18 protein-coding genes are annotated in these 25070 nt (G+C 55.4%); 12 read left to right on the forward strand and 6 right to left on the reverse strand.

The window, feature by feature from the left end; genetic code table 11:
* Positions 1–162: 162 nt before the first annotated feature.
* The 7 genes from EPD59_RS08040 to EPD59_RS08070 all read left to right on the forward strand — a co-directional run bounded on the left by EPD59_RS08040 (position 163) and on the right by EPD59_RS08070 (position 6438).
* Positions 163–963: a HipA family kinase gene (locus EPD59_RS08040; RefSeq protein WP_133272330.1), complete on the forward strand. Its 801-nt coding sequence runs from the start codon at positions 163–165 to the stop codon at positions 961–963.
* Positions 941–1327 carry a DUF3037 domain-containing protein gene (locus EPD59_RS08045; protein ID WP_133272331.1) on the forward strand — a complete coding sequence of 129 codons (387 nt, stop codon included), beginning with the start codon at positions 941–943 and terminating at the stop codon, positions 1325–1327. The genes EPD59_RS08040 and EPD59_RS08045 overlap by 23 nt, the downstream gene beginning before the upstream one ends.
* 270 nt (positions 1328–1597) lie before the next feature.
* Entirely contained in the window at positions 1598–2029 is a 432-nt protein-coding gene (locus EPD59_RS08050; protein WP_133272332.1) for an STAS/SEC14 domain-containing protein, read from the forward strand.
* Positions 2030–2151: 122 nt separating this feature from the next.
* Positions 2152–3315 (forward strand): MFS transporter, encoded by a 1164-nt coding sequence (locus EPD59_RS08055; protein WP_165963518.1) that lies wholly within the window; start codon positions 2152–2154, stop codon positions 3313–3315.
* Positions 3316–3480: 165 nt separating this feature from the next.
* Positions 3481–4401 (forward strand): aldo/keto reductase, encoded by a 921-nt coding sequence (locus EPD59_RS08060; RefSeq protein WP_317128484.1) that lies wholly within the window; start codon positions 3481–3483, stop codon positions 4399–4401.
* Positions 4402–4431: 30 nt separating this feature from the next.
* Positions 4432–4971: a DUF4136 domain-containing protein gene (locus tag EPD59_RS08065; protein ID WP_133272334.1), complete on the forward strand. Its 540-nt coding sequence runs from the start codon at positions 4432–4434 to the stop codon at positions 4969–4971.
* 123 nt (positions 4972–5094) lie between these two features.
* Positions 5095–6438, forward strand: a complete 1344-nt coding sequence (locus EPD59_RS08070; protein ID WP_133272335.1) for a leucine-rich repeat-containing protein kinase family protein — start codon at positions 5095–5097, stop codon at positions 6436–6438.
* A 115-nt stretch (positions 6439–6553) separates the two neighbouring features.
* Here the strand turns inward: EPD59_RS08070 and EPD59_RS08075 are convergent, their stop codons facing one another.
* The gene (locus EPD59_RS08075; protein WP_240731673.1) at positions 6554–8722 is read right to left on the reverse strand and encodes a M3 family metallopeptidase; all 2169 of its coding nucleotides are present in this window, start codon (positions 8720–8722) and stop codon (positions 6554–6556) included.
* A 676-nt stretch (positions 8723–9398) separates the two neighbouring features.
* Here EPD59_RS08075 and EPD59_RS08080 point away from each other — a divergent pair.
* The 4 genes from EPD59_RS08080 (at position 9399) to EPD59_RS08095 (ending at position 14331) form a co-directional block, all read left to right on the forward strand.
* The gene (locus EPD59_RS08080) at positions 9399–11948 is read left to right on the forward strand and encodes a DUF5916 domain-containing protein (RefSeq protein WP_133272337.1); all 2550 of its coding nucleotides are present in this window, start codon (positions 9399–9401) and stop codon (positions 11946–11948) included.
* A 171-nt stretch (positions 11949–12119) separates the two neighbouring features.
* Positions 12120–12743 (forward strand): class I SAM-dependent methyltransferase, encoded by a 624-nt coding sequence (locus EPD59_RS08085; protein ID WP_133272338.1) that lies wholly within the window; start codon positions 12120–12122, stop codon positions 12741–12743.
* A 123-nt stretch (positions 12744–12866) separates the two neighbouring features.
* A complete protein-coding gene (locus tag EPD59_RS08090) occupies positions 12867–13853 on the forward strand; it encodes an ABC transporter ATP-binding protein (protein ID WP_133272339.1) in 987 nt (328 codons plus the stop codon).
* 73 nt (positions 13854–13926) lie between these two features.
* Positions 13927–14331, forward strand: a complete 405-nt coding sequence (locus tag EPD59_RS08095; protein WP_133272340.1) for a hypothetical protein — start codon at positions 13927–13929, stop codon at positions 14329–14331.
* Positions 14332–14485: 154 nt separating this feature from the next.
* Here EPD59_RS08095 and EPD59_RS08100 read toward each other — a convergent pair whose 3' ends face one another.
* Positions 14486–14992, reverse strand: coding sequence for a hypothetical protein (locus EPD59_RS08100; protein WP_133272341.1), 507 nt, complete (start codon positions 14990–14992; stop codon positions 14486–14488).
* Between the two features lie 254 nt (positions 14993–15246).
* Between EPD59_RS08100 and EPD59_RS08105 the strand changes: the two genes are divergently transcribed.
* Complete coding sequence (locus EPD59_RS08105) at positions 15247–16950, forward strand: flavin monoamine oxidase family protein (protein ID WP_133272342.1); 1704 nt, start codon at positions 15247–15249, stop codon at positions 16948–16950.
* A gap of 104 nt (positions 16951–17054) precedes the next feature.
* Here the strand turns inward: EPD59_RS08105 and EPD59_RS08110 are convergent, their stop codons facing one another.
* The 4 genes from EPD59_RS08110 to EPD59_RS08125 form a co-directional block, all read right to left on the reverse strand.
* Positions 17055–18020: an alpha/beta fold hydrolase gene (locus EPD59_RS08110; protein ID WP_133272343.1), complete on the reverse strand. Its 966-nt coding sequence runs from the start codon at positions 18018–18020 to the stop codon at positions 17055–17057.
* 385 nt (positions 18021–18405) lie between these two features.
* Positions 18406–19206, reverse strand: coding sequence for a universal stress protein (locus EPD59_RS08115; protein WP_133272344.1), 801 nt, complete (start codon positions 19204–19206; stop codon positions 18406–18408).
* A 467-nt stretch (positions 19207–19673) separates the two neighbouring features.
* Positions 19674–21539 carry a serine hydrolase domain-containing protein gene (locus EPD59_RS08120; RefSeq protein ID WP_165963519.1) on the reverse strand — a complete coding sequence of 622 codons (1866 nt, stop codon included), beginning with the start codon at positions 21537–21539 and terminating at the stop codon, positions 19674–19676.
* Positions 21540–21735: 196 nt separating this feature from the next.
* Positions 21736–24972: an AsmA family protein gene (locus EPD59_RS08125; RefSeq protein ID WP_133272346.1), complete on the reverse strand. Its 3237-nt coding sequence runs from the start codon at positions 24970–24972 to the stop codon at positions 21736–21738.
* Positions 24973–25070 lie beyond the last annotated feature (98 nt).

Consider the following 25070-nt stretch of genomic DNA (forward strand, 5'->3'; position numbering starts at 1 on the left):
GAGATGCTTCGCTGCGCTCTGCATGACCGCCTTTTATTGTTCCATAACAGATACTTAGATTATCTCTATAATCTTTTCTAAACACAGTAACAGATTCCGCTTGCCCTAAACTCCCCGCATTATGCGTCCTTTGCAGGCCTCATTTTTCAGTTTCGTGTGCCTATGCCGGCTAATCTTTCTTTGAGAACCGTTGATGTAACGCGCTATGTGACGCCACTGCGAGAAGGTGGCTCCCTACCGGCACTAGCAGAGGCAGACGACGGATTTCTGTACGTTTTAAAATTCAGAGGAGCAGGGCAGGGCATTAAAGCTCTCATTGCCGAACTCATTGTGGGCGAAATAGCGCGCGTGATGGGGCTGCGCGTGCCGGAGCTGGTATTTTGTCAGCTCGATGAAGCCTTTGGGCGCACCGAGCCCGACGAAGAAATTCAGGATTTGCTGCGCGCCAGCACCGGCGTCAACCTGGGGCTGCATTACCTGTCGGGCGCTATCACCTTCGACCCGCTGGTAACTGCTATCGAGCCCTATCTGGCCTCCCAGATTGTGTGGCTCGACTCCCTAACCTTGAACGTCGACCGCACTGCCCGCAACACTAATATGCTGATGTGGCACAAGGAGTTATGGTTGATTGACCACGGCGCGGCCCTCTATGTGCACCACGCCGGCTCTGGCTGGGCTCAGCCGGAACGCCAGCGCTCCTTTGCCCAGGTGAAAGACCATGTGTTGTTGCCCAAAGCCGCTGAGTTGGAAGCCGTGAATGCCGAAAGCCGAGCATTGCTTTCAGGTAGTGTTATCCGAGATATTGTGGCTTTGGTGCCCGACGAATGGCTACTGGAAGCATTTTCAGCGGATACCACGGCCCAGGAGCAGCGCACGGCCTATGTGGAGTTTTTGGAAGCTCGCCTCGCCGCATCAGATACTTTTGTTCAAGAAGCGCAGCATGCCCGACAAGCACTTATTTGAGTATGCCGTTCTGCGCGTGGTGCCGCGCGTGGAGCGAGAGGAGTTCCTGAACGTCGGCGTCATTGTGTACTGTCGGGCGCAGGGCTTTTTGCAAACGCAGTTTGAGGTGCCCGGAGCGCGCCTGCGCGCTTTTGCCGGCGACCAACTGGATATGCAGGAGCTAACCGAACGCTTACAGGCTTTTGAGCGAATCTGTCGGGGGCGAACCGAGGGTGGCCCCATTGGTCAATTGCCTATTGCTGAGCGGTTTCGTTGGCTTACGGCCACGCGTAGCACGGTGGTGCAAACCTCGCCCGTACACCCCGGACTCTGCGAAGATGCCGCCGCGACGCTGGCGCGTTTGCACGCGCAGCTTGTGCAGTGAAGTTGCTGGCCTTAGCATCTGACGCCTTGTCCTTATTAGATAATCAATTGGAATTGGAGCTAAAAAAGCCCCCAGAAAAGTTATAGTTAATCTTCGGGCAAGCTAAAATTATACTAGTCAATCGATTAGCTCCCTTTCAGCGGTAATAGAGAACGCGAAAGTTAAATTTGTAAAAGTCAGCCGTTGGTATGGTAGTTGGGGCTACAGCCACTGCGCCAAGGTTCAGAGGCGGCACTTAGCAAATTTTGGGGAAGGGAGGTCAGGTTGAATATGTCGAATAACTACCACATTTATTATGAGAATCCCGTAGGGCGAGCCGTGGATGATCCGATGGGTTTTGCCCGCCTCACCTATCAGCCCGGCTTACGTTCCTTTGACGAATTCAAAGACCTCTTAAGGCACGTCATGAAGCTGCTGATTCGGCAGCAAGATGGCTGCCTGCTTATCGATCAGAGGGTAATGACTCCTTTCACGCCCGAAGAGCAGGAGTACGTGATTCAGCAGTGGCTCCCGCGCTTGGTGGAAGAAGGTGGCTATCGATATGGAGCTGTGCTGGTAGCGCAAAATGTATTTGCGCGTCTGGCTACGGCCACCGTGATATCTGCCGTGCGCGACTTATCCATCACGTACCAATACTTTGAGCAGGAAGCTGAAGCCATCACCTGGCTTATGAGTCAGCAACGCCAGGCAGTAAGGGCTTAGCGTAGAACCTAGTATGTCGGCAGTAAGCAGCTAAAACCGCGGCGCAACCACAGAAAGGGGTGGCCGTTTAGTCTTGCTGCGCGTAAGAGGGGGCTTATTTACGTGCCGCCTATCCGTTTGCCATGAGTCAGGTATTGACTGCCGTGCCCCCCGCATCTCCCACGCGGGCGCGACTTGCCATTGCACTATTCTTCTTTGTCTCAGGGTTTGGGTTTGCTACCTGGGCCTCTCGCATTCCCCTGATTCAACACCAGCTTGGGCTTAATGAGGCGCAGCTGGGAGGCGTTTTGCTGGCCCTGCCAGCTGGCCTAATGCTCACGCTGCCCGTTACCGGTCAGTTATTACAGCATTTCAGTAGCCGCCATGTGATGATGGCGGGCGCTATTCTCTACAATGGTGCACTAGCGCTTCTGGGTTTTGCTACCCACACCTGGCAGCTGGTAGCACTGCTATTCTGCTTTGGATCTTCTCGTAATCTGCTCAATCTGAGTATGAACGCGCAGTCGGTGGGCGTGCAGGCTTTGTATAAGCGCTCCATCATTGCTTCGTTTCATGGTGTGTGGAGCGTGGCGGGGTTTGCGGCTGCGGGAGTTGGCACCTTGCTGATTCGAGGCTCGGTGCCCATTAGCTACCACTTTTTGGGCGTAGCGGTGCTGCTCACGGCGCTGTCATTGGCGTTTTTCCCGAATGCGTTGGCGCTGCCGCCGTCACCACCCGCTACCAAATCGCGCTTTTCGTGGCCCGACAAACACCTGTTAAAATATGGCCTTATCACGTTCGCTTCTATGGCCTGCGAAGGCACGCTTTATGACTGGACGGGTGTGTACTTGGTGCAGGCAGTGCACGCACCCAAGGAATTAGCAACATTAGGCTTTACGGCCTACCTAGTTGCCATGACTACGGGCCGCTTCCTCGGCGACTGGGCAGTAAGCCGTTTTGGCACCAAGCTCATGTTGCAAGCCAGCGGCATCCTAATGACAACCGGCTTATTGCTGGCGGCCGCTTTTCCAACGCCTCTGTTGGCCGGCGTGGGGTTCGTGCTGGGCGGGCTGGGCGTGTCATGCGTGGTGCCGCTGGTGTTTGGGCTCGTTGGCAAGGCTAGTCCTGAGCGCGCTGGGGCCGCTATTGCTTCTGTTTCGACGGTGAGCTATTTCGGTTTTCTGATCGTGCCGCCGCTAGTAGGGTTCGTGGCGAAAGCTTCTAATCTGCGCTGGTCGTTTGCGCTGGTAGCGCTTCTGGGTGGGCTGGTGGTATGGCTGGTACCCAAGCTGCGGGAAGAAGCATAAAAAAGCCCCCCGGCAAGTGTCGCCATCCGTATTTGGCCCTAACCTGAACAACGGCCTTCGCCGCTTTCTGAGCGTATACGGTAGCCAGCACTTCAACACGACAGTATGGACTACATCCGTTTAGGGGCCTCGGGCCTTCAGGTTTCTAGAATTTGCCTAGGTACGATGACCTACGGCACCCCCACCGACCGCTGGCCGTGGGCTCTAAACGAGGAGCAGAGCCGGCCTTTCATTCAGAAAGCGTTGGAACTGGGAATCAACTTTTTCGATACGGCCGACGTGTATTCCAACGGCGCCAGCGAGGAAGTAGTCGGGCGGGCCCTGCGCGACTTTGCCTCGCGCGACGACGTGGTTATTGCCACCAAAGTATATAATGCGATGGGGGCGGGCCCTAACGATAAAGGGCTGTCGCGCAAGCACATAATGAAGGCTATCGATGCCAGCCTCAAGCGCCTCGGCACCGACTACGTCGACCTCTATCAGATTCACCGCTGGGACTACGATACGCCCATTGAGGAAACGCTGGAGGCCCTGCACGACGTGGTGAAAGCGGGTAAGGCGCGCTACATCGGCGCATCCTCGATGTTTTCGTGGCAGTTCGCGCAGGCGCTGTATTTGGCGGATCTGCACGGCTGGACGCGCTTTGTGAGTATGCAGCCCCACTACAACCTCGTGTACCGGGAGGAAGAACGCGAAATGCTGCCGCTGTGTCAGGATCAGAAGATCGGCGTCATTCCGTGGTCGCCGCTGGCGCGCGGGCTGCTCACGGGCAAGCGCAGCAAAGCCCGCAACGAAACCGAACGCGCCCGCACCGATATCTTTGGCCAAGCGCTGTATTCCCGCGACGATGACTTCGACGTGGCGGCCCGCGTGACGGAAGTGGCCGAAGCCCGCGGTTTGCCCAATGCGCAGGTGGCATTGGCCTGGATGCTGTCGAAGCCCGTGGTGACAGCGCCCATCATTGGGGCCAGCAAAACCGGCCATCTTGAGGATGCCGTAGCCGCGCTGGATGTGCAGCTTTCTGAGGATGAGATTACGCGTCTGGAAGAGCTGTATTTACCTCACCCGGTGCTTGGCTTCGCCTAAATCAGTTGTTCTATCTCTGTGTTTATAGCTATGAAAACGTTTCTTCTATTGCTTCTGCTGAGTTTGGCTGCCTGTGCACCTGAGCAGGTAAAAGATATCACGCAGCAATCGGGCGTCGATTTTACGACCTATAAAACCTATAACTTTATGGATGTGAGTGCTCGCAACGAGGCCGCATTCGAGGGCCCCGGCACCGGTATCGAAACCCTGAAGCAAGCCGTGAGCCGCGAGATGGCGCGGCGCGGCTATCAGCAGTCGGACTCGCCGGATCTGTTGGTGAATATTGGGGTCGTTATCAAGGACAAAACCCAAACCCGCCAGACTACTATTCAGGAAGCCCCCTTGTATATCGGGCAGCGCAACTACCGTTGGCAAAGCCAAGAGGTGGCAACGGGCACCTACGAAGAAGGTACCGCCACCATAGAAGTGGTGGACGCGGCCCGCAACGAACTGATTTGGGAAGGCTCGGTGGCCAGCATTCTGACACCCAAACCCGACAAGCTTACCAAGCGCATCAACGACGCCTTCAGAACGCTGTTTGACAAATACCCGGTGCCGCCCCAAGGCTAGCGCTACCATACAGTCGAAAAAGCCCCCGAACATTCTGGAATGTTTGGGGGCTTTTTCGACTGTATGGTAGCCAATTTCATATTTGATACGCTGGTCACAGCCTTCCAAAGCTACCTTTGCCGGATGCATACGCTTGATCAACTGCGTGCTGGAAAGCTGGCCGGCACTACTCGCCTCGATTTATCTGAAGGCCTTACGGAGTTTCCCACTGAGATTTTTGAGCTGGCCGACACGCTCGAAATCCTCAATCTTTCCGGCAATAAGCTATCCGATTTGCCCCCCGACTTTGGGCGGCTGCACAAGCTGCGCATTCTGTTCTGTTCCGACAATCAGTTTGCCAGCGTGCCCGAGGTCATAGGTCAATGCCCGCAGTTGAGCATGGTTGGGTTTAAGGCAAATCAAATTCAAACTCTGCCGGCAGCGGCGCTTACGTCCGCGTTGCGCTGGCTTATTCTCACCGATAACCAGGTCCGCGAACTCCCGCCCGACTTGGGCAACTGCCAATACCTGCAAAAGCTAATGCTGGCCGGCAACCAGCTCACGGAACTGCCCGCGAGCATGGTGGCCTGTACGCGGTTGGAGCTGGTGCGCATTGCTGCCAATCGATTTGAGGAATTGCCGCAGTGGCTTTTAACGCTGCCGCACCTGTCGTGGCTGGCATATGCCGGCAATCCTTTTAGCGAGGAAGCCGAACAGAAGGCCGTAGCCCAACACCCCATCACTACCATCGATTGGGCTGCCCTAACCTTGCAGCAGCAGTTGGGCGAGGGAGCATCGGGGGTTATTTATCAGGGGCAATGGCAGCGCGAAAATGCGGCTTCGCAGGCCGTGGCGGTGAAGCTTTTCAAAGGCGCCGTGACCAGCGATGGGCTGCCGCGCAGCGAAATGGCGGCTTGCATCAGCGCCGGTGTTCACACTAATCTGGTGGCCGTGGGGGGCAAAATCGGTGGTCATCCCGCGGGCGTCGAAGGGTTAGTGCTGGACTTGATTGACCCAGAATTTCGCAATCTGGCCGGCCCCCCCAGCTTTTTATCGTGCACCCGCGACGTGTACGCGGATGGTACGAGCTTTAGCTTAAAAGCTGCCTTGCAAATTGCCCACGGCATTGCTGCCGCCGCTGAGCACCTGCACGCCGGCGGCATCATGCATGGCGACTTATATGCCCACAATATTCTGGCTACGGAAGCCGGCGCCAGCCTGCTTAGCGACTTTGGTGCCGCCTGCTTCTTCGACCCCGAAAAATTGGAAAGCGCTCATGCCTTGCAGCGCTTGGAAGTGCGGGCCTTCGGTTGCTTGCTGGAAGAACTTGTAGTCCGTTGCCAAGACTCACTGGTTTTTCCCGAAGCCTTACATACGATGCGGGACTTGCAGGCGCAATGCACGCAACCTACTGCTTCGGCCAGGCCACTATTTGCCGAAATCCGCCAGACATTGGCAGATGTGCAAACTATGGGGCAAGTCTTGTAATCGGCATTAAACGTATTCCATCTAATGCTTTAAAAAGAAAGCCTCCGCTACTGATATAGCGGAGGCTTTTTTAAATTAATCGGGCAGGTAATCCTTGCCGAAAAATGGTAAGAGATTAGCTTTTCTTCTTGCTAGGGGCCTTTTTATCCGTTGGTTTGGTTGCTTTGGCCTCCGTTACCGGAAAGCCACGCTCGCGCATCAGGGCCTCCGTTTTGGGGTCGCGGCCACGGAACGAGCGGTACGCTTCGGCAGGGTCAACGGTATTGCCTACGGAGAAAATCTGCTGGGTAAGGCGCTTGCCCACGGCTTTGTCGTACGGGCCGCCAGCCTCAGTAAAGGCGCCATACGCATCAGCCGCAATTACCACCGACCAGAGGTAGCTGTAGTAGCCAGCAGAGTAGCCGTCAGACGAGAAAACGTGCGAGAACTGCGGCGTGCGGTGGCGCATGACAATCTCGCTCGGCATGCCTAGCTGCGCCAGGGTTTCACGCTCAAATTTGTCGGGGTCAATCTTCTGATCGCCGGCCAGGTGCAGCTTCATATCAATCAGAGCGCTGGCCAAAAACTCGGTGGTCTCGAAGCCCTGATTGAATGTAGCAGCCTTCTCAATGCGGTCAACTAATGCTTGCGGGATGGGCTTACCGGTCTGATAATGCACGGCAAAGCGCTGGAGTACTTGCGGCGTAGAAAGCCAGTTCTCCAGCACCTGCGAGGGGAACTCAACATAGTCGCGCACTACGCTAGTGCCGGATAGCGTGGGGTATGTAACGTTGGAAGAAAGCCCGTGCAAGGCATGACCAAACTCGTGGAAAAGGGTAGTGGCATCGGTCCAGGAAATCAAGGTTGGTGCACCGTCTTTACCCTTCACAAAGTTGGAGTTATTCGACACAATAGTTGTAACGGGCTTGCCGTCCATCCGCTCCTGCTTACGATAGGCATTCATCCAGGCCCCAGAGCGCTTGCCTGGGCGCGCATACGGGTCAAAATACCAGAGGCCTACCTGCTTGCCGGAAGTCTTATCTTTCACTTCCCACACCTTCACATCGGGGTGGTACACGGGTACATTGGTGACGGGGCTAAAGGTGAAGTTGAACAGCTCACCAGCGACCCAAAACATGCCTTCGCGCATCTTATCGAGCTGCAAATATTGCTTTACCTCATTCTGGTCGAGGTCGTAGCGGTCTTTGCGCACTTTCTCAGCGTAGTAGCGGTAGTCCCAGGGCTCAATCTTGAAAGTGGTGCCTTCCTTTTTGGCCAAAGCCTGCATATCGGCCACTTCCTCTTTCACGCGCGCTACGGCCGGCTTCCACACTTCTTCCATCAAAGCCATTGCCTTTTCGGGCGTCTTGGCCATGGTATTGTCGAGGCGCAGATGGGCGTGGGTGGCGTAACCTAATAGCTTGGCGCGCTCAGCGCGCAGCTGTAGAATCTGGGTAATAAGAGGGTTGTTGTCGTGGGCACCGCCATTGTCACCGCGGTTCACAAACATGCGCCAGGCTTTTTCGCGCAACTTGCGCTGGTCAGAATAAGTCAGAAATGGGTCAATGGAAGAACGCGTGTTGGTGATTACGCCCGCAGCCGAAAGCTTGCGGTCGGCGGCAGCTTTGGCGGCATCTTCACGCAGCGAAGTGGGCAAACCGCCGAGGTCAGCGGGCGTTTTTAACACCAATACGGAGTCCGTCTCATCGGCCAATACATTCTGGCTGAAGCGCGTGAAATGGCCAGCCAGCTCCTGGTTAATGGCTGATAAGCGCGTTTTGGCCTTCGCGTCGAGCTTGGCCCCGGCCCGCACGAAGTTGTTGTAATACACAAACGCCAGGCGCTGCTGCTCGGGTGTCAGCTTCTTTTTGTCGGGCGAGTTATACACCGCCTCAATGCGGCGGAAAAGCGGCTCGTTCTGAGTAATCTGATCGGAGAAGGCGGCCATTTTGGGGGCCATTTCCCGCTGCACCAGCTGCACTTCCGGGTTGCTCATTGTCCCCGTCCAGACGCCATACACTGTCTGCACCTGGTCGAGTGATTGACCAGCCCGCTCCAAGGCAGCAATCGTATTCTCGAAATTGGGAGCCTGCTTGTTACTGGCAATGGCCTGAATTTCCTTCAGGTTTTCGGCCATGGCAGCCTCAAGAGCCGGTTTAAATTGAGCTACTTCCACCTTATCGAAAGCCGGTACGCCACCGTAAGGCCCGGCCCAGGGAGCTAATACTGCATTATTGTCGGGGCGGGTGGCCGTGGCCGTAAACGTGGGAGCCGTCGTTTGGGCGTAGCTTGAAGTCGGATTCACAGTGGCAGCAAAACTGAAGGTGAAAAGCGTGTTTGCTAATAAAAGCCTACCAGGAGAAAAGAGTGGTTTGGGCATGAGGGAAGTGGTGGTTGAGGTAGCAATTTGAGCCTGAAAGGTAAGAAGGAACGCTTCGGTTCCCTTTCGCCGGTCCTGGGCTACGTGAACAGCAAAGGCTTCAAGCCAAATCATGAGCTTTATACAAAGGCAGAGCCTAAACTAGCTTGCTGCACATTAGGGTGAGATAGAGATGCTGGCTAGGACTCCCGATTATTCATCGCCCAAAATATTTTCTGACTTAGCTGTAACCTTGCTGAAATCGCGCAGTTACCAGCGCCGAATACAGTCATTACTCTTCCCACAGGCAGAGGCAGCGTTGAAAAAATATTTGAAGCCGGCTGTAACGTTTAGACTTAACTCCGGTAATCGCCTCGTTCAACATCCTGTCTCTGGTTTTTTGCTCCCACCAGCTACGTATTTGCACTACAGATTTCTCTTAGCAGCAAGCTGTTTTATTAGTTGATTCCGGCTGTACACGCGGCTTTCCCCATTCTGTTTTAATCACTTTTCGCGCCGCTTATTGCTGCTGCCAGCTACCGGTACGCCCCTATTTCTCGGGATCTTTTCTGCCGCTGGATTCCACTGCTCTACCTCACGTTTCTTCTAATTCCACCGCGCTATGTCTTTCAATTTTACGCTGCGTTTTTGCCTATTGCTGGCCGGCTTCGTGGCTGGGGGGCATTTTGCGGTAGCCCAGCAAACCCCAGCTCCCACCAGCTCCGCCACGGCCGCCCCCAAGCGTCAGCTCCAGGCCCTACGCATTACGGAGCCAATCAAGCTCGACGGGGAGCTAAATGAAGCCATGTGGCAGCAGGCTACGGTCGCCACCGATTTTATTCAGCAGCGGCCTAACCCCGGCATACCGGAAAAGCAAAAAACGGAAGTGCGCATACTCTATGATGACGCCAACCTCTACATCGGCGCCATCATGCACGACATTAGCCCCGATTCCATTCTGCGGGAAATGACCCAGCGTGACCAGTTTGGTAACACCGATCTGTTCTCCATTTTCCTGGATACCTATAACGACAAACTCAACGGCTACAACTTTACGGTAACCACTTCTGGCGTGCAGCTGGATGCGCGCTACTCGCCGGCCAGCGGCGAAGACTGGAACTGGAACGCCGTGTGGGACGCCCAAACCAGCCAGCGCGGCACCGACTGGATTGCCGAAATGCGCATTCCGTACTCGGCTATTCGCTTCAGCAAGGCGCCCGAGCAGCTCTGGGGACTGAATTTTGCCCGCCAGCGCAAGCGCGATAATGCGCAGTTTTTCTGGAATGAAGTAAAGCCCGAAGTCGATGGCTTTGTGAATCAATGGGGCGAGCTGCGCGGCATCCAAAATGTAGAGCCGCCACTGCGCCTGTCGCTCACGCCCTACGTGTCGGCCTACGTGAACCACAACCCGCTGAACGCCGACGGCACGCGCCGCACTACCACCAGCTTCAACGGTGGCGCTGACCTGAAATGGGGTATCAACGAAAGCTTCACCTTGGACGCCACGCTGGTGCCGGACTTCGGGCAAGTGCAGAGCGATAACCAGGTGCTCAACTTATCGCCTTTCGAGGTGCAATTCAATGAGAACCGGCCGTTTTTTACCGAGGGCACTGAGCTGTTTAACAAAGGCAATCTGTTCTACTCCCGTCGCGTGGGCGCCACGCCCATCGGCTTCTACAATGTAGCCACGGAGGAGAATGAAAAAATCGTGCGCAACCCCTCCGAAACGCGTCTGCTGAACGCCACCAAAGTATCCGGCCGCACCAGCAAAGGCTTGGGGATTGGGTTGTTCAATGCCTTAAGTAACGATGTGTACGCCACCGTGCGCAACACCGAAACGGGGGAAGAGCGCGAGGTGCAAACCCAGCCTTTCTCGAACTACAATATTGCCGTGCTCGACCAGAGCTTGAAGAATAACTCCTACGTAAGCTTAATCAATACCAACGTCACGCGCTGGGGCAAAACCTACGACGCCAACGTGACTGGGGGGCTTTTTCGCTTCGCTGATAAGAAGAACGCCTATGCCTTCGATGGCAGTGTTGTGTATTCGCGGCGGCGCGGCACTGCTTTCGGCTCCGACGACCAAGTAAGCGACCAAGACGGCTACAAATACCGCGTGGGAGTGGGCAAAATCAGCGGCAAATTTACCTGGGGCCTGAACCACGGTATCGAGTCGGATACCTATAATCCGAACGACCTGGGTATCCTGTTTGGTAACAACAAAATCACCCAGTCGCTGGACATGGGCTACTGGAAGTATAAGCCATTTTGGAAGGTGAATAACTTCTACCTGTTTGGTCAGGCCCGGCATACCTTGCTGTACAAGCCTACGCGCTACCAAAGCACGAGCTTCTACCTGGGCGCTAACACCACGTTTACCAAGAACTTTCTGCAAGTGGGCTTCGACTTCAACGTGGACCCGCGCAACCACGACTACTTTGAGCCGCGCGTGTTCCCGTTGGGCGAATATTACGTGCGCGTGCCCGGCAGCACGAGCCTGATTGTGTTCTTCAATTCGGATACGCGCAAGAAGTTCGCGCTGGGCATGAACGCCGGTAACAGCACATACGCCCTCGATAACCGTTTCGCCCGCGACCGGCGGGTAAGTTACCGGTTCGGCGCTTATCCACGCTACCGCGTGAATGATCACCTCACCTTCCGCTACAGCCTCGATTGGAGCTTTGATGGTAACCAGATTGGGTACGTAAACGGCGGTATGTCGCGCGACGAGCCTATGGATGAGCCCTTTATGGGGCAGGTTATTCTGGGTCGCCGCGACGTAGCCACCGTTTCCAACGTCTTGTCGGTGGCCTACACGTTCACTAATCGTATGTCGTTCACGCTGCGCACGCGCCACTATACTAGCAACGTACGCTACGCCGACTTCTCGGTGCTGTCGCCGGGCGGCAATGAGCAGATCGTGGACTACCGCCGCAACCGCGACAATACCTACAACGCCTTCAACGTGGACGCGGTGTATTCGTGGTGGTTTGCGCCCGGCTCCCAGATCAGCGTCGTGTGGAAGAACGCGGGCACGTCGTTTCTGCAAGCTAACGAAGCCACCCCGCTTTACTTCGACAACCTGAGCAACACCATTAACACGCCGCACAATAACTCCGTCTCCGTGAAGATCCTGTACTACCTCGACTACCTCGCGTTTAGAAAAAAATAAGGAGCTACTCTACGTCGCCAAAAAGCCCCCCAGTGCTGCTATCTACACACGATAGTGGTACTGGGGGCTTTTTTCGTGCGGCTAATCAGGTAGAACTTGTGTACTCATGGCCGGAAACTATCGTACAAGTTGCGGCGGGTACGCCTTGCTCCAACTCCAGATTCTTGCTTCATGATGTCGTCCTTTTTAGAAGAATTTCTGCGTAATCCTGCTGTGGTAGGTTCACTAGTGCCCAGCTCGCGCGAGCTAACCGAGAAAGTAATGGCGCCCATCGACTTTGCCAACGCTCGCTGTATAGTGGAGTACGGCCCTGGAACGGGCGTTTTCACCGATATTCTAGTTCAGCGCCGCAAAGCCGAAACAGCTATTGTGCTGATAGAAGTAAACCGGCGTTTTAGCCAAATGCTGAAGGAGCGTTACTCAGGCCAACCCAATGTGTACATCATCCACGGCTCGGCCGACAAAACCGGCGAATATTTGAAGAAACTGGGTCTGGATACCGTCGATTATGTGGTTTGTGGCTTGCCATTTTCTTCGCTGCCGCGCCGTCTGGGTTGGCGTATTATGCAGCAAACTCAGCAGGCGCTACTTCCTGATGGTAAGCTCATTCTGTTTCAATATTCTCTGCAAAACAAACGTCTTTTCGAGCGCTTCTTCCGCCTGCTCGATGACACGTATGTATTACTAAATATCCCGCCGGCCCACGTGCTAGTATATACCCCCGAAACCACCGTTTCTGCAGACGCTACGGCGGCCGAAGTAGCGCAGAATACCCCAGCCAAAGTGCCTGCTTAGTTGCCTGCTTAGTTGATAATGGAGTATAAATACCTCGTTGTGCAAGCTGCACGAAGCGTCGGTTTCTATGTGCTTACTTTTGCTCATGCCTAAGCCGGCCGCTCCACACTCTTTTTCGCTAGTATGAGTTTGTTAACAGTATCAGGAATTACACTGCAAGAAAAAGAGAAATACATTTTAAAGGACGTCGGCTTTACGCAGCAGAAATTACAGAAAATTGCTTTAGCTGGCGAAACGGGGGCGGGTAAAAGCACCCTCCTTCAAACCATCGCTGGCCTAGTGCAGCCCACTGCCGGTGAAGTATGGTTTGATGGCCGAAGAGCCAAAGGGCCGGCCGAACAATTGATGCCTGGCAATCCGGGTATTTCTTACCTGTCGCAACAGTTTGAGCTACCTAAGTTTTTGCGGGTAGAACAGGTGCTGAAATATGCTAATAAGCTGACAGGAGCGGAAGCTCAGACGCTGTTCGAAGTGTGTCGAATAGACCATTTGGGTGAGCGCCGCACCGACCAGTTATCCGGTGGCGAAAGGCAGCGGATTGCTTTGGCAAAACTGCTACTTTCTTCGCCCAAATTGCTCCTGCTGGACGAGCCATTTTCTAACCTGGATATGGTGCATAAAAACATCCTAAAATCTGTGATTCAAGATATCGGCGAGCGGCTGCAAATTACCTGCATTCTCATCTCCCACGATCCGCTGGATACGCTTTCGTGGGCCGATGAGATAGTGGTGATGTATGGGGGGCAAATCGTGCAAAAAGGCCCCCCAGCCCAGATTTATAACCAACCCGTTAATGAATATGTGGCGGGTCTTTTTGGTACATATAATCTAATAACAAGCGCTGGGCAAGCGAAGGCTTTCGTAGCGGCGGCCGGGGCGAAAAGCAAGCGTAAAACCATGCTGATTCGGCCGGAAAAATTCATGCTAAACCCAGTCGGGTTAGGTGCCCTTTCAGGCGAGGTAAAAACGGTACGTTTCTTCGGCTCTTATTCCGAACTTGATGTGCAAGTAGCCGGCAGTATTGTTAGGGTGCGCACCAACGTAGGCAGCGCCACTGCTGGTGATACAGTTAACGTTTCGCTGGCTGCTGATGCAGTCTGGTATATCTAGCCTTGATAAGTAAATTCAAGGCAAAGCAGCAGTGTGTCAGTAGAAACGAAACGCCTTATTTTCCTGCTGGTGTATGAATAGAAATAACGCCGCTTTTCTGGCTCATCAAGTGAGGGCAGCAGGCTGCCTACTGGCCCTGCTGACGCTTGCTGCTTTTGCCCCGCCCCAAACGACGCCCAAAGTGCTAAATACGTACCGCAACAAAGCGATAGTGATAAGCAGTGCAGCGCCCATTAGCACACCGCTTGGCGCCAAAGCACCAAATGGGTTTCTGGGGCGTACCGCTGCCTTTCGCAAGCGAGAAATGTCGGTGATGGTGACACTGGCCCGACCACTCTCCGAGGCGGAAGTCCTGCGTTTTACCGAAACCAAATCGTCGGTGCAAGTTACCTGCGCCACTATCACCATGTACGACGCCAACGGTACCCTGATGGCGATGGGTGAAAAGTGCACTTTGGCTCCCGCCAAAAAGAAGTAGTTACTGAAGTTCGCTCACCGTTTGAGCACAGACCACCAAAAAGGCCCGGTTATTACCGGGCCTTTTTGGTGGTCTAATACGCGCTTCAGAATTACTTCAAAATGCAAGTGTGCGTCTCGTTTTCTCTATTTGCGATCTTTGTCTCGAAGCTTATTTACCACAAAACTTGGAAATGCTTGGCCTTGGTCGTGGCTAGATACAGCTTTTCATCGCTGAAGCGAGCTAATTTGCCAATGCCGACGCCACCAAACAGGCCTACCAGTATCCCGTAGCCTAGAGGCGTAACTTCGAAGGTAGTCGTGACACCTGAGTCATTTGTTTTGGTGCCAGTTTGGGTGGTAATAAGTCCGATGGTGGCAGCCCCAGCGGTAAGCCATAAAAAGCCACCACGCTGTTTGCGACTAAACAAGTGGATAACGGCGCGCGCCTCCTTATCATTAGGGTAACGCTTAATTAGATAGTCTCTGTACTTTCCTTCCTTATACCTCGCTTCCTGTAGTTGTTTAGGAGCTAACAATGGTGCTAGCGTAGTAGCAGCTACTTCAGCCGAGGTAGGAGGTGTAGTGGGCGTGGCAACGGGAGCTTCTGATTGGGCATGGCTAGTAAAAACTACATTACTAACTAGCGCACCAACTAGAGAAATGCGAAGTAAAAAGGTCATAGAGTTGATGATACCGGTATTAATTGTGAGAATATGAACCATCAAATATAAGTGCTTTATATACACAGTGCAATTTTTTTGTTACATGCCCACGTTGCCTTTTTCTAACTTTTTGATTTTCAATTTTTCATAAAACAAGAAGGATATTGTAAAAAACAAGAGCTTAATAATCACTGCATTATTGCTTGAATTTATTAGATAATATTTATTTTAGCGTAATTCAAAATCTGCCTTGTTTTCAATTAGATATACGTATGCAAGAATCATCTACTCCGCATTTTAAAGCCCGTACTCCCTTATTAAGAGCTCTGCAAAAGGCTTTTGGATTAGCTACAGTAGCCAATGAATCTGGCGCGCCATCCGCCGACGAGTTGGCCCAGATGGCTACTAGCCAAAGTCGCCGAGATTTTTTGGCCAATACCGCCAAGCTAGGCTTGCTCATTGGGGCTGGTGGTTTGCTTACGGCCTGCGAGGCTGAGGTGGCAGAACCAACTCCGTCGCTGGGCGGCACCGCCACTGCCGATGCGAAAGGCACGCAGCCGCGCATTGTGGTAGTAGGAGCAGGAATAGCCGGACTCAACTGCGCGTATCAACTGCGCAAAAATGGTTTGCGTGCGGATATCTACGAGGCTAGCAACCGCGCTGGGGGGCGAATTTTTACTGCTCGCGACCTAATGGCTCCTGGCCTGACTACGGAGCTAGGCGGCGAGTTTATCGACAGTGGCCACCGCGACATGCTGCAGCTGGCTAGGGAGTTTGCTTTGCCTCTTTATGATGTGCAAGGTCCGAGTGAAACGATGCTTCAAAAAGATGCCTATTTTTTCAACGGCCAGCACTATTCCGTCGCGCAGGTAATTGAGGCTTTCCAGCCTTACGCTCGCCAAATTGCGGCCGATATTCGTGCTCTGCCCGGCACTATTACCTACGACAAGCTTACGCCGGCCGTGGTGCGCTTTGATCAGCTTTCCATTGCCCAATATTTTGACTCGTTAGGCATGACGGGCCTGATCAGGGAGTTGCTGGATGTGGCCTACCTCACGGAGTATGGTCGCGAGGTGAACGACCAGTCGGCCATTAATTTTCTGTATCTGTTTTCGGCCGATACGCATAAGGGCAGCTTCGACATCTTTGGGGAGAGTGACGAGCGCTACAAGATTCAGGGCGGCAATCAGCGCCTCACCGACGCCCTGGCCGAGCAACTCAGCGGCCAAATCACGCTGCAGCACAAGCTAGTGAAGCTGGCTCAGAACACCACCGGGCAGTATGTACTCAGCTTTGAATGCCCACAGGCCAGTATCCTCAATGTCGTGGCCGACTATGTAGTGCTCACGCTTCCCTTCACTGTGCTGCGCAACATTGATATTCAGGTGCCGCTGCCGGTCTGGAAAACGAACGCCATTCAACACCTGGGCTACGGTACCAACGCCAAACTGATTCTAGGTTTCAAAAGCCGCCCTTGGCGCACCGACGGCTACACGGGCTACATCTTTACGGACGGCACCGTGCAAACTGGCTGGGACTCAGGGCAATTGCAGCCTACTACCCAATCGGCTTATACGGTGTACGTGGGTGGCAACGAAGGCATACAAATAGGCACCGGCACGCCCGAATCACAGGTAAGTCGCTACTTGCCGGTGCTGGAGCAGGCTTGGCCTTCCGCCAGCGAACAGTATAATGGGCGGGTGGAGCGCATGCACTGGCCCACACATAAATACACGCTGGCTAGCTACGCCTGCTACCGGCCAGGGCAGTACAGCACCATTGCCGGTGCAGAGCGCAAGCCAGTAGGCAATATGTTCTTCGCTGGTGAGCACTGCAGCGCCTGGTATCAGGGCTATATGAATGGAGCCGCCGAAACTGGCCGCATGGCTGCCGAAGACGTACAAGCGGCCTTGCGCGGTAGTCGTCGGACGGCCCTGCACCGCCGCATGCAGCAGCGAGAATCTATGTTGGCTTAGAAAAAATAATCAGCAACCAAAAAGCCCCCGCTAATCACCGGGGGCTTTTTGGTGTTGGGCTATACACGGCTTAAACAACAGGATTTTCGCATGAAGGTACTAGCTTATGCGTTTTTCCGAGGGAGCTTTTTTACATATGTAAGTACGGCTTTGCGGAAGGCTTCGGGCTGCTCTACAAAAGGCACGTGGCCGGCTTGTAGCTGCGCTACCTGCTGATTGGGAAAGCGGAACATCTTGTAATGCTCCGGCCCAACGCAATAATCTTTGGTGCCCGTGATAATCAGCACGGGCGCTTTAATTTGGGGCGTGAGGGCGGTGAAATCCTTGCGGTAATCGGGCAGGCTGAAGCCGTAGCTACCGAACTCGCCCGTGCCGGGGTTGCCCTTGTCGGCTTCGGTTACCTTTTGGTGGCCGGCTTCGGTCTGGTACTGAAGCTTGAACCAGATGTTCTGCTCGCTCAGGACGGGCATGATCATGCCGAAGCGCTCATCCAGCGGCTTACTTTCGTCGAGGTAGGGGGCTTTGTCGGACAAGGTCGCGAAGTTCAGCCCGTTTGTCAGGGTACTTTTCATGGCTTCCTGTATGCTGAGCGTGCTATTCACGAGCACTAGGCCGCGCACGTGCTGCGGATAGCGCGCCGCATATTCCGTCGCGATGGTGCCGCCAAAAGAGTGGGCCATTACCAGCCAAGTTTCCAAGCCCAGTTGCTGGCGCAACTCTTCCATATCCTGCACCATACGGTCGAGGGAGTAGTTCTTATTCGAGTCGTTGGGGGTGCGGCCGCTGCCGCGCTGATCGTACCAAATCATCTGGAGCTTGTCCTCCAAACTTGGGCCCGCCAGCGCTTCCGGCATGCCGCTCCAAGCGCCCGGTCCGCCGTGCACAAACACGCAGGGAATGCCCTGCCCTGAAATTTTGGTGTAAAGCTTTATGCCGTCGCTGGTAGTGATATTTGGGGTGCCATTGTTAAGCGGCTTTGACCGTACCCCGGCGAGCAGGAGCGTAGTGGGCAGCAACAGCGCCCAAAGTAGAAGTGCAAAGGAGTAGCCGTGGCGGAAGAAACGGGTCATAGAAGAAAAGGTGGGTTAGGGAGAGAAAAGGAGTTGCAAACGGAGAGTGCGACTATTGGCTGCGTATAGGAAAATCGGCAGGTAAAGGAGAGCCGCAAGAAGTAATTAGCTAGACACAAAAAGTGCCTAGGGGGCAAATCAGCCTACAAAAATATAAAAAGACTCAGTATTTAACGCACGCCTAACTCTTCCCATAGCAAGGGGAATTGTAAGCCGTTTCCAACATTCTCAGGTAGCTGAAAAAAGCCCCCCACCTGTCATCCTTCGGGCCGCAGAATGATGAAGCGTGTGCAGCCAGGAAAGATGCTATGCATAACGGGCTACGACGTGACCATTCTTCAATGGTCGCGTTGTAGCCCGTCTGGTTGGCTTATGAAATGCTCTTTTAAAACGTCTCCGGGTGGAAGGTGAGTACTGGTGCTTTGGCCTGCACCGCTACGCTCTCGGCGGTGCTGCCACCGTGCAGGAAGTGCCAGAGGCCCGTGCGGCCGTGGGAGAGCATCACCACCAAGTCGGCGTGCGACTGCTCGGCGTAGCGCGGCACCCCGATGCTCACTTGGGGGGCATTTACCACGTCTGGCTCGAAGTTGAGAATGTGGTGGCGGTCGGCGAAGGCATTAATACGGTCGATGGCGTTGGAATAATCTTCCGCGCGGGTTACTACGTCGAGCAGGTGCAGGGTGGCTTCAGGGAAGGCGGCACACACCTGCTTCAAGCTCTTCACGGCGCGGTCGGCTTCCTGAGAAAAATCGGAGGCGAAAACGATGGAGCGCACCTCGAAATGAGGCGCTGGCAGCTTGACTGTAAGCACCGGACATGGCGCCAGCCGCACCAGCCGCTCAGCGTGCGAATCCAGCTCGAATAAATGCAGGAACGCCGGCGCGTGAACTTGGGCCCCGATTACGACCAAGTCCATGTGCTGCTCGCGGATAACTTCCAGAATGGCCTCGTCTACGTTGCCGGTGGCCACTTGGTCGTGTACCGTTACTTCGGGGGCAATTCGGGCCATTTCGGCAATCAGCTGACGCATTCGGTGCTTGGTGCGCTGCAGCAGCTCCACCATAAATACGCCGTGCAGCGAGGCTCCGCTCGATACGCCGCCGGTGGTTACCATACCACTGCCAGCCGACGCATCGACTACATGCAACAACGTGATCTGCCCATGCGTGCGGTGGGCCAATTGCATAGCTACCTCGAAGGCGTTGTGTGCTTCGGGGAGAAGTCGGTAGGTACAAGGATGTTTTGCATGGCAGTAAGGGGTGAATGGTAGGCCGAATTAAGTCCTGCACGCTCCTGCAAGGCTGGTGTAATAATTTACATATTAAACTTTAATAAAACAATATAGAAGCTCAACTTTATGCGCTGTTCATTTGCTCCAATCATTCGCTTAACTAACTGATATCGACATACAAACCAATTAATAACAGTGAAGTAATTCCGGGCAAAAGACCAGTAGCCTCAGTAGCGGCAAAATCCAGAGCGATACTGCAGAAAATGGTGATCAAGCCGCCGCGAGTCTATGTTCGTGCTGGGGGCTTTTTAGTGTATACAGTTCAAGCAGTGGTACAAAAAAGCCCCAGCTGCATGGCGGCTGGGGCTTTTTGAATGTGTAATGAGTGTTACCTGCTTCCGGGCAATATCGTTGGCTGCTGCTTATACGCTCCACAGCTGTAGCCCCAGCCACCCATACGACCCTAATACCGTCGCGATTAGGCCCAGGGCGCCATAAGTGAGCAGCAGGTACCAGGCTACCACGCGGCTGCGGAACAGGCGGAAGCGCCGCACCGTCAGAACCAGGCCCCAGAGCGTGAGCACGGCGAAGGCCAGCGGCGCCACGAAGAGCAACACACTTTCAAAACTTATGCGTCCGGCCGCCGCAACATTGCCCCCCAAACTGACCAGGGCAAATACAACTACTATCAGCGCTACCGTGGCCAGTAGCGGCAGCAGGCGGGGCAGCAGCTGAGGGCGTGGCAGTTGCTTGCGCAAGGCGTAAATAATCCAGATCAGTCCTGCAATGCTGGAAGTGGTGGCGAGCAGGATGCTGGCCCAGAATAGTGTAGGCGGCAACCACCACCACATGCCCGCTTTAAGCGCGTAACCCTGAGGTGAAATCAATACTAGCTCACCGTCGCGGTCGCGGGTGAGAGCTACGCTCGGCTGGGTCTGGCTGCTGATGCGGAAGGTGAGCGGGCCAGTAGCCAAGAGCGTATCGGGGGCGCCGATAAGAGGCTTGAGCGTAAGTAGCTGCCCACTTTGCTCTAACGAAATGCCCCCCAGCAAGTGAGTACTGAAGCCAGTTAAGGCATTGCGGGGTGCAGCGCTTTGATAGTGACCCAGATAAGGAGCAATGGCTGCCGCATCGAGGGGCAGGGTAGGCGGTGGGGGTGGAGTGGGGTAATCGCGCAGCAGGAAATCGCGCACCAGAATGCTGATGGTGGTAAGTGGCTTCGCGCCATTATTAGAAAGTGCATAGCCTAGGCCTAACTCCCGGTTGTAGGCGAACATGGAGGTAAACCCTTCAATGCCGCCATTGTGCCCCCGAAATGGGACCTTGCCTTTCTGGCTGACGATTGTGTTGGCGAGGGCGTAGCCGGTTTGCAGGCCGGCGCGGGCTTCGAGGGGGCTATGCACGGTTTCCATTTCGCGCAGACTGGCGGGCTGGAGTAAGGCCGCACCGCCGGGAGTGCGGAAGTCGCGGAGGAAGAACTGCACCCACTGAGCCATGTCGGTGGCTGAGGCACTCACGGAGCCCGCCGGACCCGCATAAATGGGCAGCGCGGATAGTGGCTGATAGCCGCCATCGGCGTAGGTATAGCCGCGCGCCAGCTTCGGATCCGACGCTGGTCGCAGGGTGGCTGTGGCGTCGGGCATACCCAGGGGGCGGAATACGTTTTTAGCGAGATAATGCTCATACGTTTCCCCACTTAGCTTTTCGAGCAGATAGCCCGCCACCAGATACCCGGGGTTGGAGTACGACATGCGCTCGCCGGGCCGCCACCGGCAGCGCAGCTCTTTACGAAAAACCTGAACTACGGCCGTGCCTCTGGGGTCGGTGGGCGTGGTATTGTAAACGTGGTTGAGATGCATGTCGTCGAAGCCGGCGGTGTGTTCCAGCACATGCACTACGCGCACAGGGTCAGTGGCTTCCCAGGGATTGTCGATGGGTACTTCAGGGGCAATTTTGCGAAGCTCGTCTTTGAGGCTAAGCTTGCCCTGCTCAATCAGTTGCAGCAGCCCCACCACGATAAATGGCTTAGTAACGGAGCCCACCCGAAACAGCGTGTGCGGCGTCACGGGCTTCTTCTGGGCTACATCGGCTAGGCCCAGCCCACCCGCAAAGAGAACTGAGTCGCGGGTAACGAGCGTGAGCAGCAGCCCCGGAATACGCTCCCGCTGCATGATGCGCTCAATCGAATCGGTAAGTTGGGGAATGGTGGTTATTGGCCGGCCTGGGCGCTGGGCCTGAGCGCTGAGATAAGGTGCCAGCAGCGCCAGAAATAGTAGAAGTCTTTTCACGATAAGCGCAGAAGGAATAAGTAGGTATATGCGGTGGAAGATAGGTGTTCTGCTATTTATTATAATACGAATGGATATTCCGGTAGAGTCTTGTGAATGAGAACGACTCGCTGGGGGGCTTTTTTGAATAATGCGCCTCTGCATGACAGAGGATTTTGGCAGATGCTCGATAAATTTCAAGCTCGAAAAATGCCCCCTACGGCCGCAGCAGACGCAGCGTGGTATCGAGGGGCTGGGTGAGCAGTAGTTGCCGGGCCTGCTGGCGCAGCAGTTCCTGCTGCTCGCGTTGTTCGGCTTTCTTGAATAAGCGCACCTTGTAGGGGCTTTTCGCGGCGGGGCGACGGAGGTTGACATAGGTAGGGCGGCCCCGCGCGCTCCGAATCAGGCGACCTTGCTGAATCCGCTCCACGCGCTTCTGGTTGTTGCCGAAAAGAACCTGCAACGGATTGAGGCTTACATATAAGTTGGCCCGTCCGTCCAGATGGTAATAGCCACTCACTTCCAGGTTGCTCAGGTTGCTGTTCAGGCGCAGGCTGGGAATCAGGATGCGCCCATCATGCAGCAGAAGCTGGGTGCTGACGGGCTCGAAAAACAAGTGACTGGTGCGCTCCGTTTTCATGAACTTCAACGATTCCGTAAAGAAATCAACGTTTAGCAGCTCCAAGTCGCGAATATCCGTTTTGAGGTAGCCCAGCGTGGTATCGAATACGGGCAGGAAAGTAGAGTCGAGGTCGGTGTGCAGGTCGGCAGCGCAGCGCAGGGTGCCACGCACGTTGTGGCCGTCGAGCAGGTTAATGTTCATATCGGTGAGCGTGGTGAAGAGCTCGGGAAGAGCAATTCCTTCCAGCTGCGTTTGAACATGCAGAGGGTGGTGGTTTTGGCCCGCATTGGTGAGCATGCGTCCGCGCAGCTTAATTTGCCCCCCAAGGGCATTTAGCGAACATTCTTCCAGTAATGCCTCTCCCTCGCGCAGCCGTGAGACCAGCTTAAATTGCGTGCCGCGCACCGCCGTGTACTGCACTTTGTCGGCCTGCACCCGCACTACGGCGCTCAAAATACCGTTGGAAAGCAGCGACTTATCGCGGGGGCTGCCGTTGGCGGTTGCGGCCGGTCTCTTCCTGCGGCTGCCGTTCTGGGCCGACTGGGGGGCATTTTCTTCCTTCACATCTAGGCCGGCCAGCATTTGCAGTAATTGCTGCACATCCAGGGTGGCGTAGCGCAGATCGAGGGTGGCGTTGGCGGCCAGCACGCGGGTACCTGCTACCTGCACGGTAGCCGTGGCTTTGCCGATGCCGCCGCGCGTAGTGGCGAAGTTCAGGTAAGGCATCCGTAGAGAACTGCCCGTTTTTTCTAAGCGCAGCCGCAAGTCCCTGATGTTTTCACCAGCCGACAATTGCATGGCATCAATAGTACAGGTAACGTGCCCGTTGGCAGCCAGCAGCAGCTCCCGTAGCGCCGGACTCGCGGGCTCCTTGGCCGAGCGTTGGGGCGGGCGCGCCGCGTGCCGCACCAGGTTCTGATAGTTGAGCTGGTCATATTTTACCGCCAGCTCGAAGCGGATGGGGGCCACCTGCTGACTGGTATCGGAAGGCCAGGAGGCGCGGCCGCTGACATCGGCGCCCCACACCTGGCCGCGAATGTTGTGGAGCTGTACCCGGTGGCCATCGTGGCGCACGGTCACGGCCAGACGGTTAACGGTATCAGCAGGCAGCAAAAGCCGGTCGCAGCGCAAGCCCACATTCAAGTGCAACCCCGGCGGAAACATGCTCATATCCAGCTTCCCCGACTTGGCGGGTACGGGTGCCGCTGTGCGTGCGGCACCCGGCGCCACTGGCCGCAATAGCTCGCGCAAGCGGTCAATACGGACTTCATCGACGGCAAAATTGCCGGTAATATCGGTGGTTGGGTGCCGCTTGGTCAAATAATCTAGCAAATGGTCCGTGGTGGCAGTGGCCCGAAACCGCATGCCATCCAGCACCCCGATGGCATTGGTTAAGTGCCAGCGACTATCCTGCAAACCAACTCGCACGTTCACGCCCGAGAAATTTGCCCCCCGATCGAGCAGCACGAAGGAAGCATCGCGCAACGTCACGTTGCCGCGCACCGAAAGGCTGTCGGGGTAGATGGGCCTGGTGCCATCTGATTGCGGCGGGAGCGGTCCTCGCAATTGCAAATCGAGCTCGGCCGTGCCGCGCCGTGCCCGCAATAGCTCAGGCGCCACCACGGCGGCCAGCTCAGGCAGCTCGGTGCGCCCAATAATCTGCCCGGTCAGAAAAGGACGGGTAAAGTCGCGAATAGTGAGGGATATATCGACCCAGCCCGGCGCGGTATGGATGCGACATTGGGGCAGCGTGAGCGTAGTGGTCTTGAGGTTGTGCCCCGGCCCATTGTCGTAGGTGCCGCTCAGGTCCCAGTTTTTGATATGACGCGTGGTGTCGGGCCAGGTGAGCTGAGCATCGCGCAGGGCAAAACGCAGGATATTGCGCGGACGGATAGTAGGTCCGCTCAGCCCTCGAATGGTGTAGCGAATGTAGGCTTTGCTGGGACTAGTGGCGCCTTCCACGATGGGGCGCAAACTTTGCGGCAACGCCAGGCGGAGCACATCGGGTAGGGGCTGGGTGCCCACAAACCGGAAGCTAAGCTGCGTGCCCGGCTGGCCAGGCACCACAGTATGCGTGCCGCTGATCTGGACGGTATCACCATTAAGCGTAGCGCGGGTGCGGTAGATATAGCCTTGGCGCTCCCTAAACTTATAGCGGTAATTAACCCAGGCCTGCATAGGTTCGCGCTCAAACAAGGGCTCCGTGGTGGAGCCCAGTCGGCCAAGCTCGCCATCGAGAGTGCCATCTATGCGTAGCACGCCCTGTTGCATATACGCCTTTAGCCGCGCCTGGCGCACATGGGCCGCAAACAAGCCGCCGGTAAAGTCGTTACGCGTGACGATACGGAAGTTGTTGATGGTCAGGGCATCCAATTTCAGATTCATCCTGGGTGCCCGACCCGGCCCAGGTTGGCGTTTGCCTTTGCGCCCCACACTCCAGCTGCGCCCCAGCGAATCGACCCGCTCGTGCAAGACGGCGTCATTGATTACTAAACGCGTGACGTGCACCTGACCTCGCAGCAGCTCGCGCAACGACAGTCGCATATCGGTGCGGGCGATGCTCAACACCGTCATTGGTTGTTGGTAGGCAGTGTCAGTCAGCCGCAAATGCAGGAGGGAAGCCGTAAGGTGCGGAAAGTCGCGCCAGGGCGAAATCTGAACTTCAAACGGGGCCAGCACCAGGGCAGAGTTTTGCCGGTGCTGCTCGCGTACCCATTGCTCCACGCGTCGCTGCCCGACCCGAGTGCCCACCAACGCAGCCACCAGCCCCAGCCCAATGATTACCAGCAATAACCCCGCAACTAATACGCGCCGAAGCCAGCTCAATTTCATAAATAGGACCGCACCAGTTGCGGCTACACGCCTAATTACGAGTAATTAGGGCTTGCCGTCGAGTTAAGGGTAGCTGGGGTAGAAGTGAAACGCAGGTA

Origin of the sequence: Hymenobacter radiodurans (genome assembly GCF_004355185.1) — a bacterium.
GTDB lineage: Bacteria > Bacteroidota > Bacteroidia > Cytophagales > Hymenobacteraceae > Hymenobacter > Hymenobacter radiodurans.

Coding starts and splice junctions, on each gene's coding strand:
- EPD59_RS08040 (WP_133272330.1), top strand. CDS start 163: ATGCCGGCTAATCTTTCTTTGAGAACCGTTGATGTAACGCGCTATGTG.
- EPD59_RS08045 (WP_133272331.1), top strand. CDS start 941: ATGCCCGACAAGCACTTATTTGAGTATGCCGTTCTGCGCGTGGTGCCG.
- EPD59_RS08050 (WP_133272332.1), top strand. CDS start 1,598: ATGTCGAATAACTACCACATTTATTATGAGAATCCCGTAGGGCGAGCC.
- EPD59_RS08055 (WP_165963518.1), top strand. CDS start 2,152: ATGAGTCAGGTATTGACTGCCGTGCCCCCCGCATCTCCCACGCGGGCG.
- EPD59_RS08060 (WP_317128484.1), top strand. CDS start 3,481: ATGACCTACGGCACCCCCACCGACCGCTGGCCGTGGGCTCTAAACGAG.
- EPD59_RS08065 (WP_133272334.1), top strand. CDS start 4,432: ATGAAAACGTTTCTTCTATTGCTTCTGCTGAGTTTGGCTGCCTGTGCA.
- EPD59_RS08070 (WP_133272335.1), top strand. CDS start 5,095: ATGCATACGCTTGATCAACTGCGTGCTGGAAAGCTGGCCGGCACTACT.
- EPD59_RS08080 (WP_133272337.1), top strand. CDS start 9,399: ATGTCTTTCAATTTTACGCTGCGTTTTTGCCTATTGCTGGCCGGCTTC.
- EPD59_RS08085 (WP_133272338.1), top strand. CDS start 12,120: ATGATGTCGTCCTTTTTAGAAGAATTTCTGCGTAATCCTGCTGTGGTA.
- EPD59_RS08090 (WP_133272339.1), top strand. CDS start 12,867: ATGAGTTTGTTAACAGTATCAGGAATTACACTGCAAGAAAAAGAGAAA.
- EPD59_RS08095 (WP_133272340.1), top strand. CDS start 13,927: ATGAATAGAAATAACGCCGCTTTTCTGGCTCATCAAGTGAGGGCAGCA.
- EPD59_RS08100 (WP_133272341.1), bottom strand. CDS start 14,992: ATGACCTTTTTACTTCGCATTTCTCTAGTTGGTGCGCTAGTTAGTAAT.
- EPD59_RS08105 (WP_133272342.1), top strand. CDS start 15,247: ATGCAAGAATCATCTACTCCGCATTTTAAAGCCCGTACTCCCTTATTA.
- EPD59_RS08110 (WP_133272343.1), bottom strand. CDS start 18,020: ATGACCCGTTTCTTCCGCCACGGCTACTCCTTTGCACTTCTACTTTGG.
- EPD59_RS08115 (WP_133272344.1), bottom strand. CDS start 19,206: ATGCAATTGGCCCACCGCACGCATGGGCAGATCACGTTGTTGCATGTA.
- EPD59_RS08125 (WP_133272346.1), bottom strand. CDS start 24,972: ATGAAATTGAGCTGGCTTCGGCGCGTATTAGTTGCGGGGTTATTGCTG.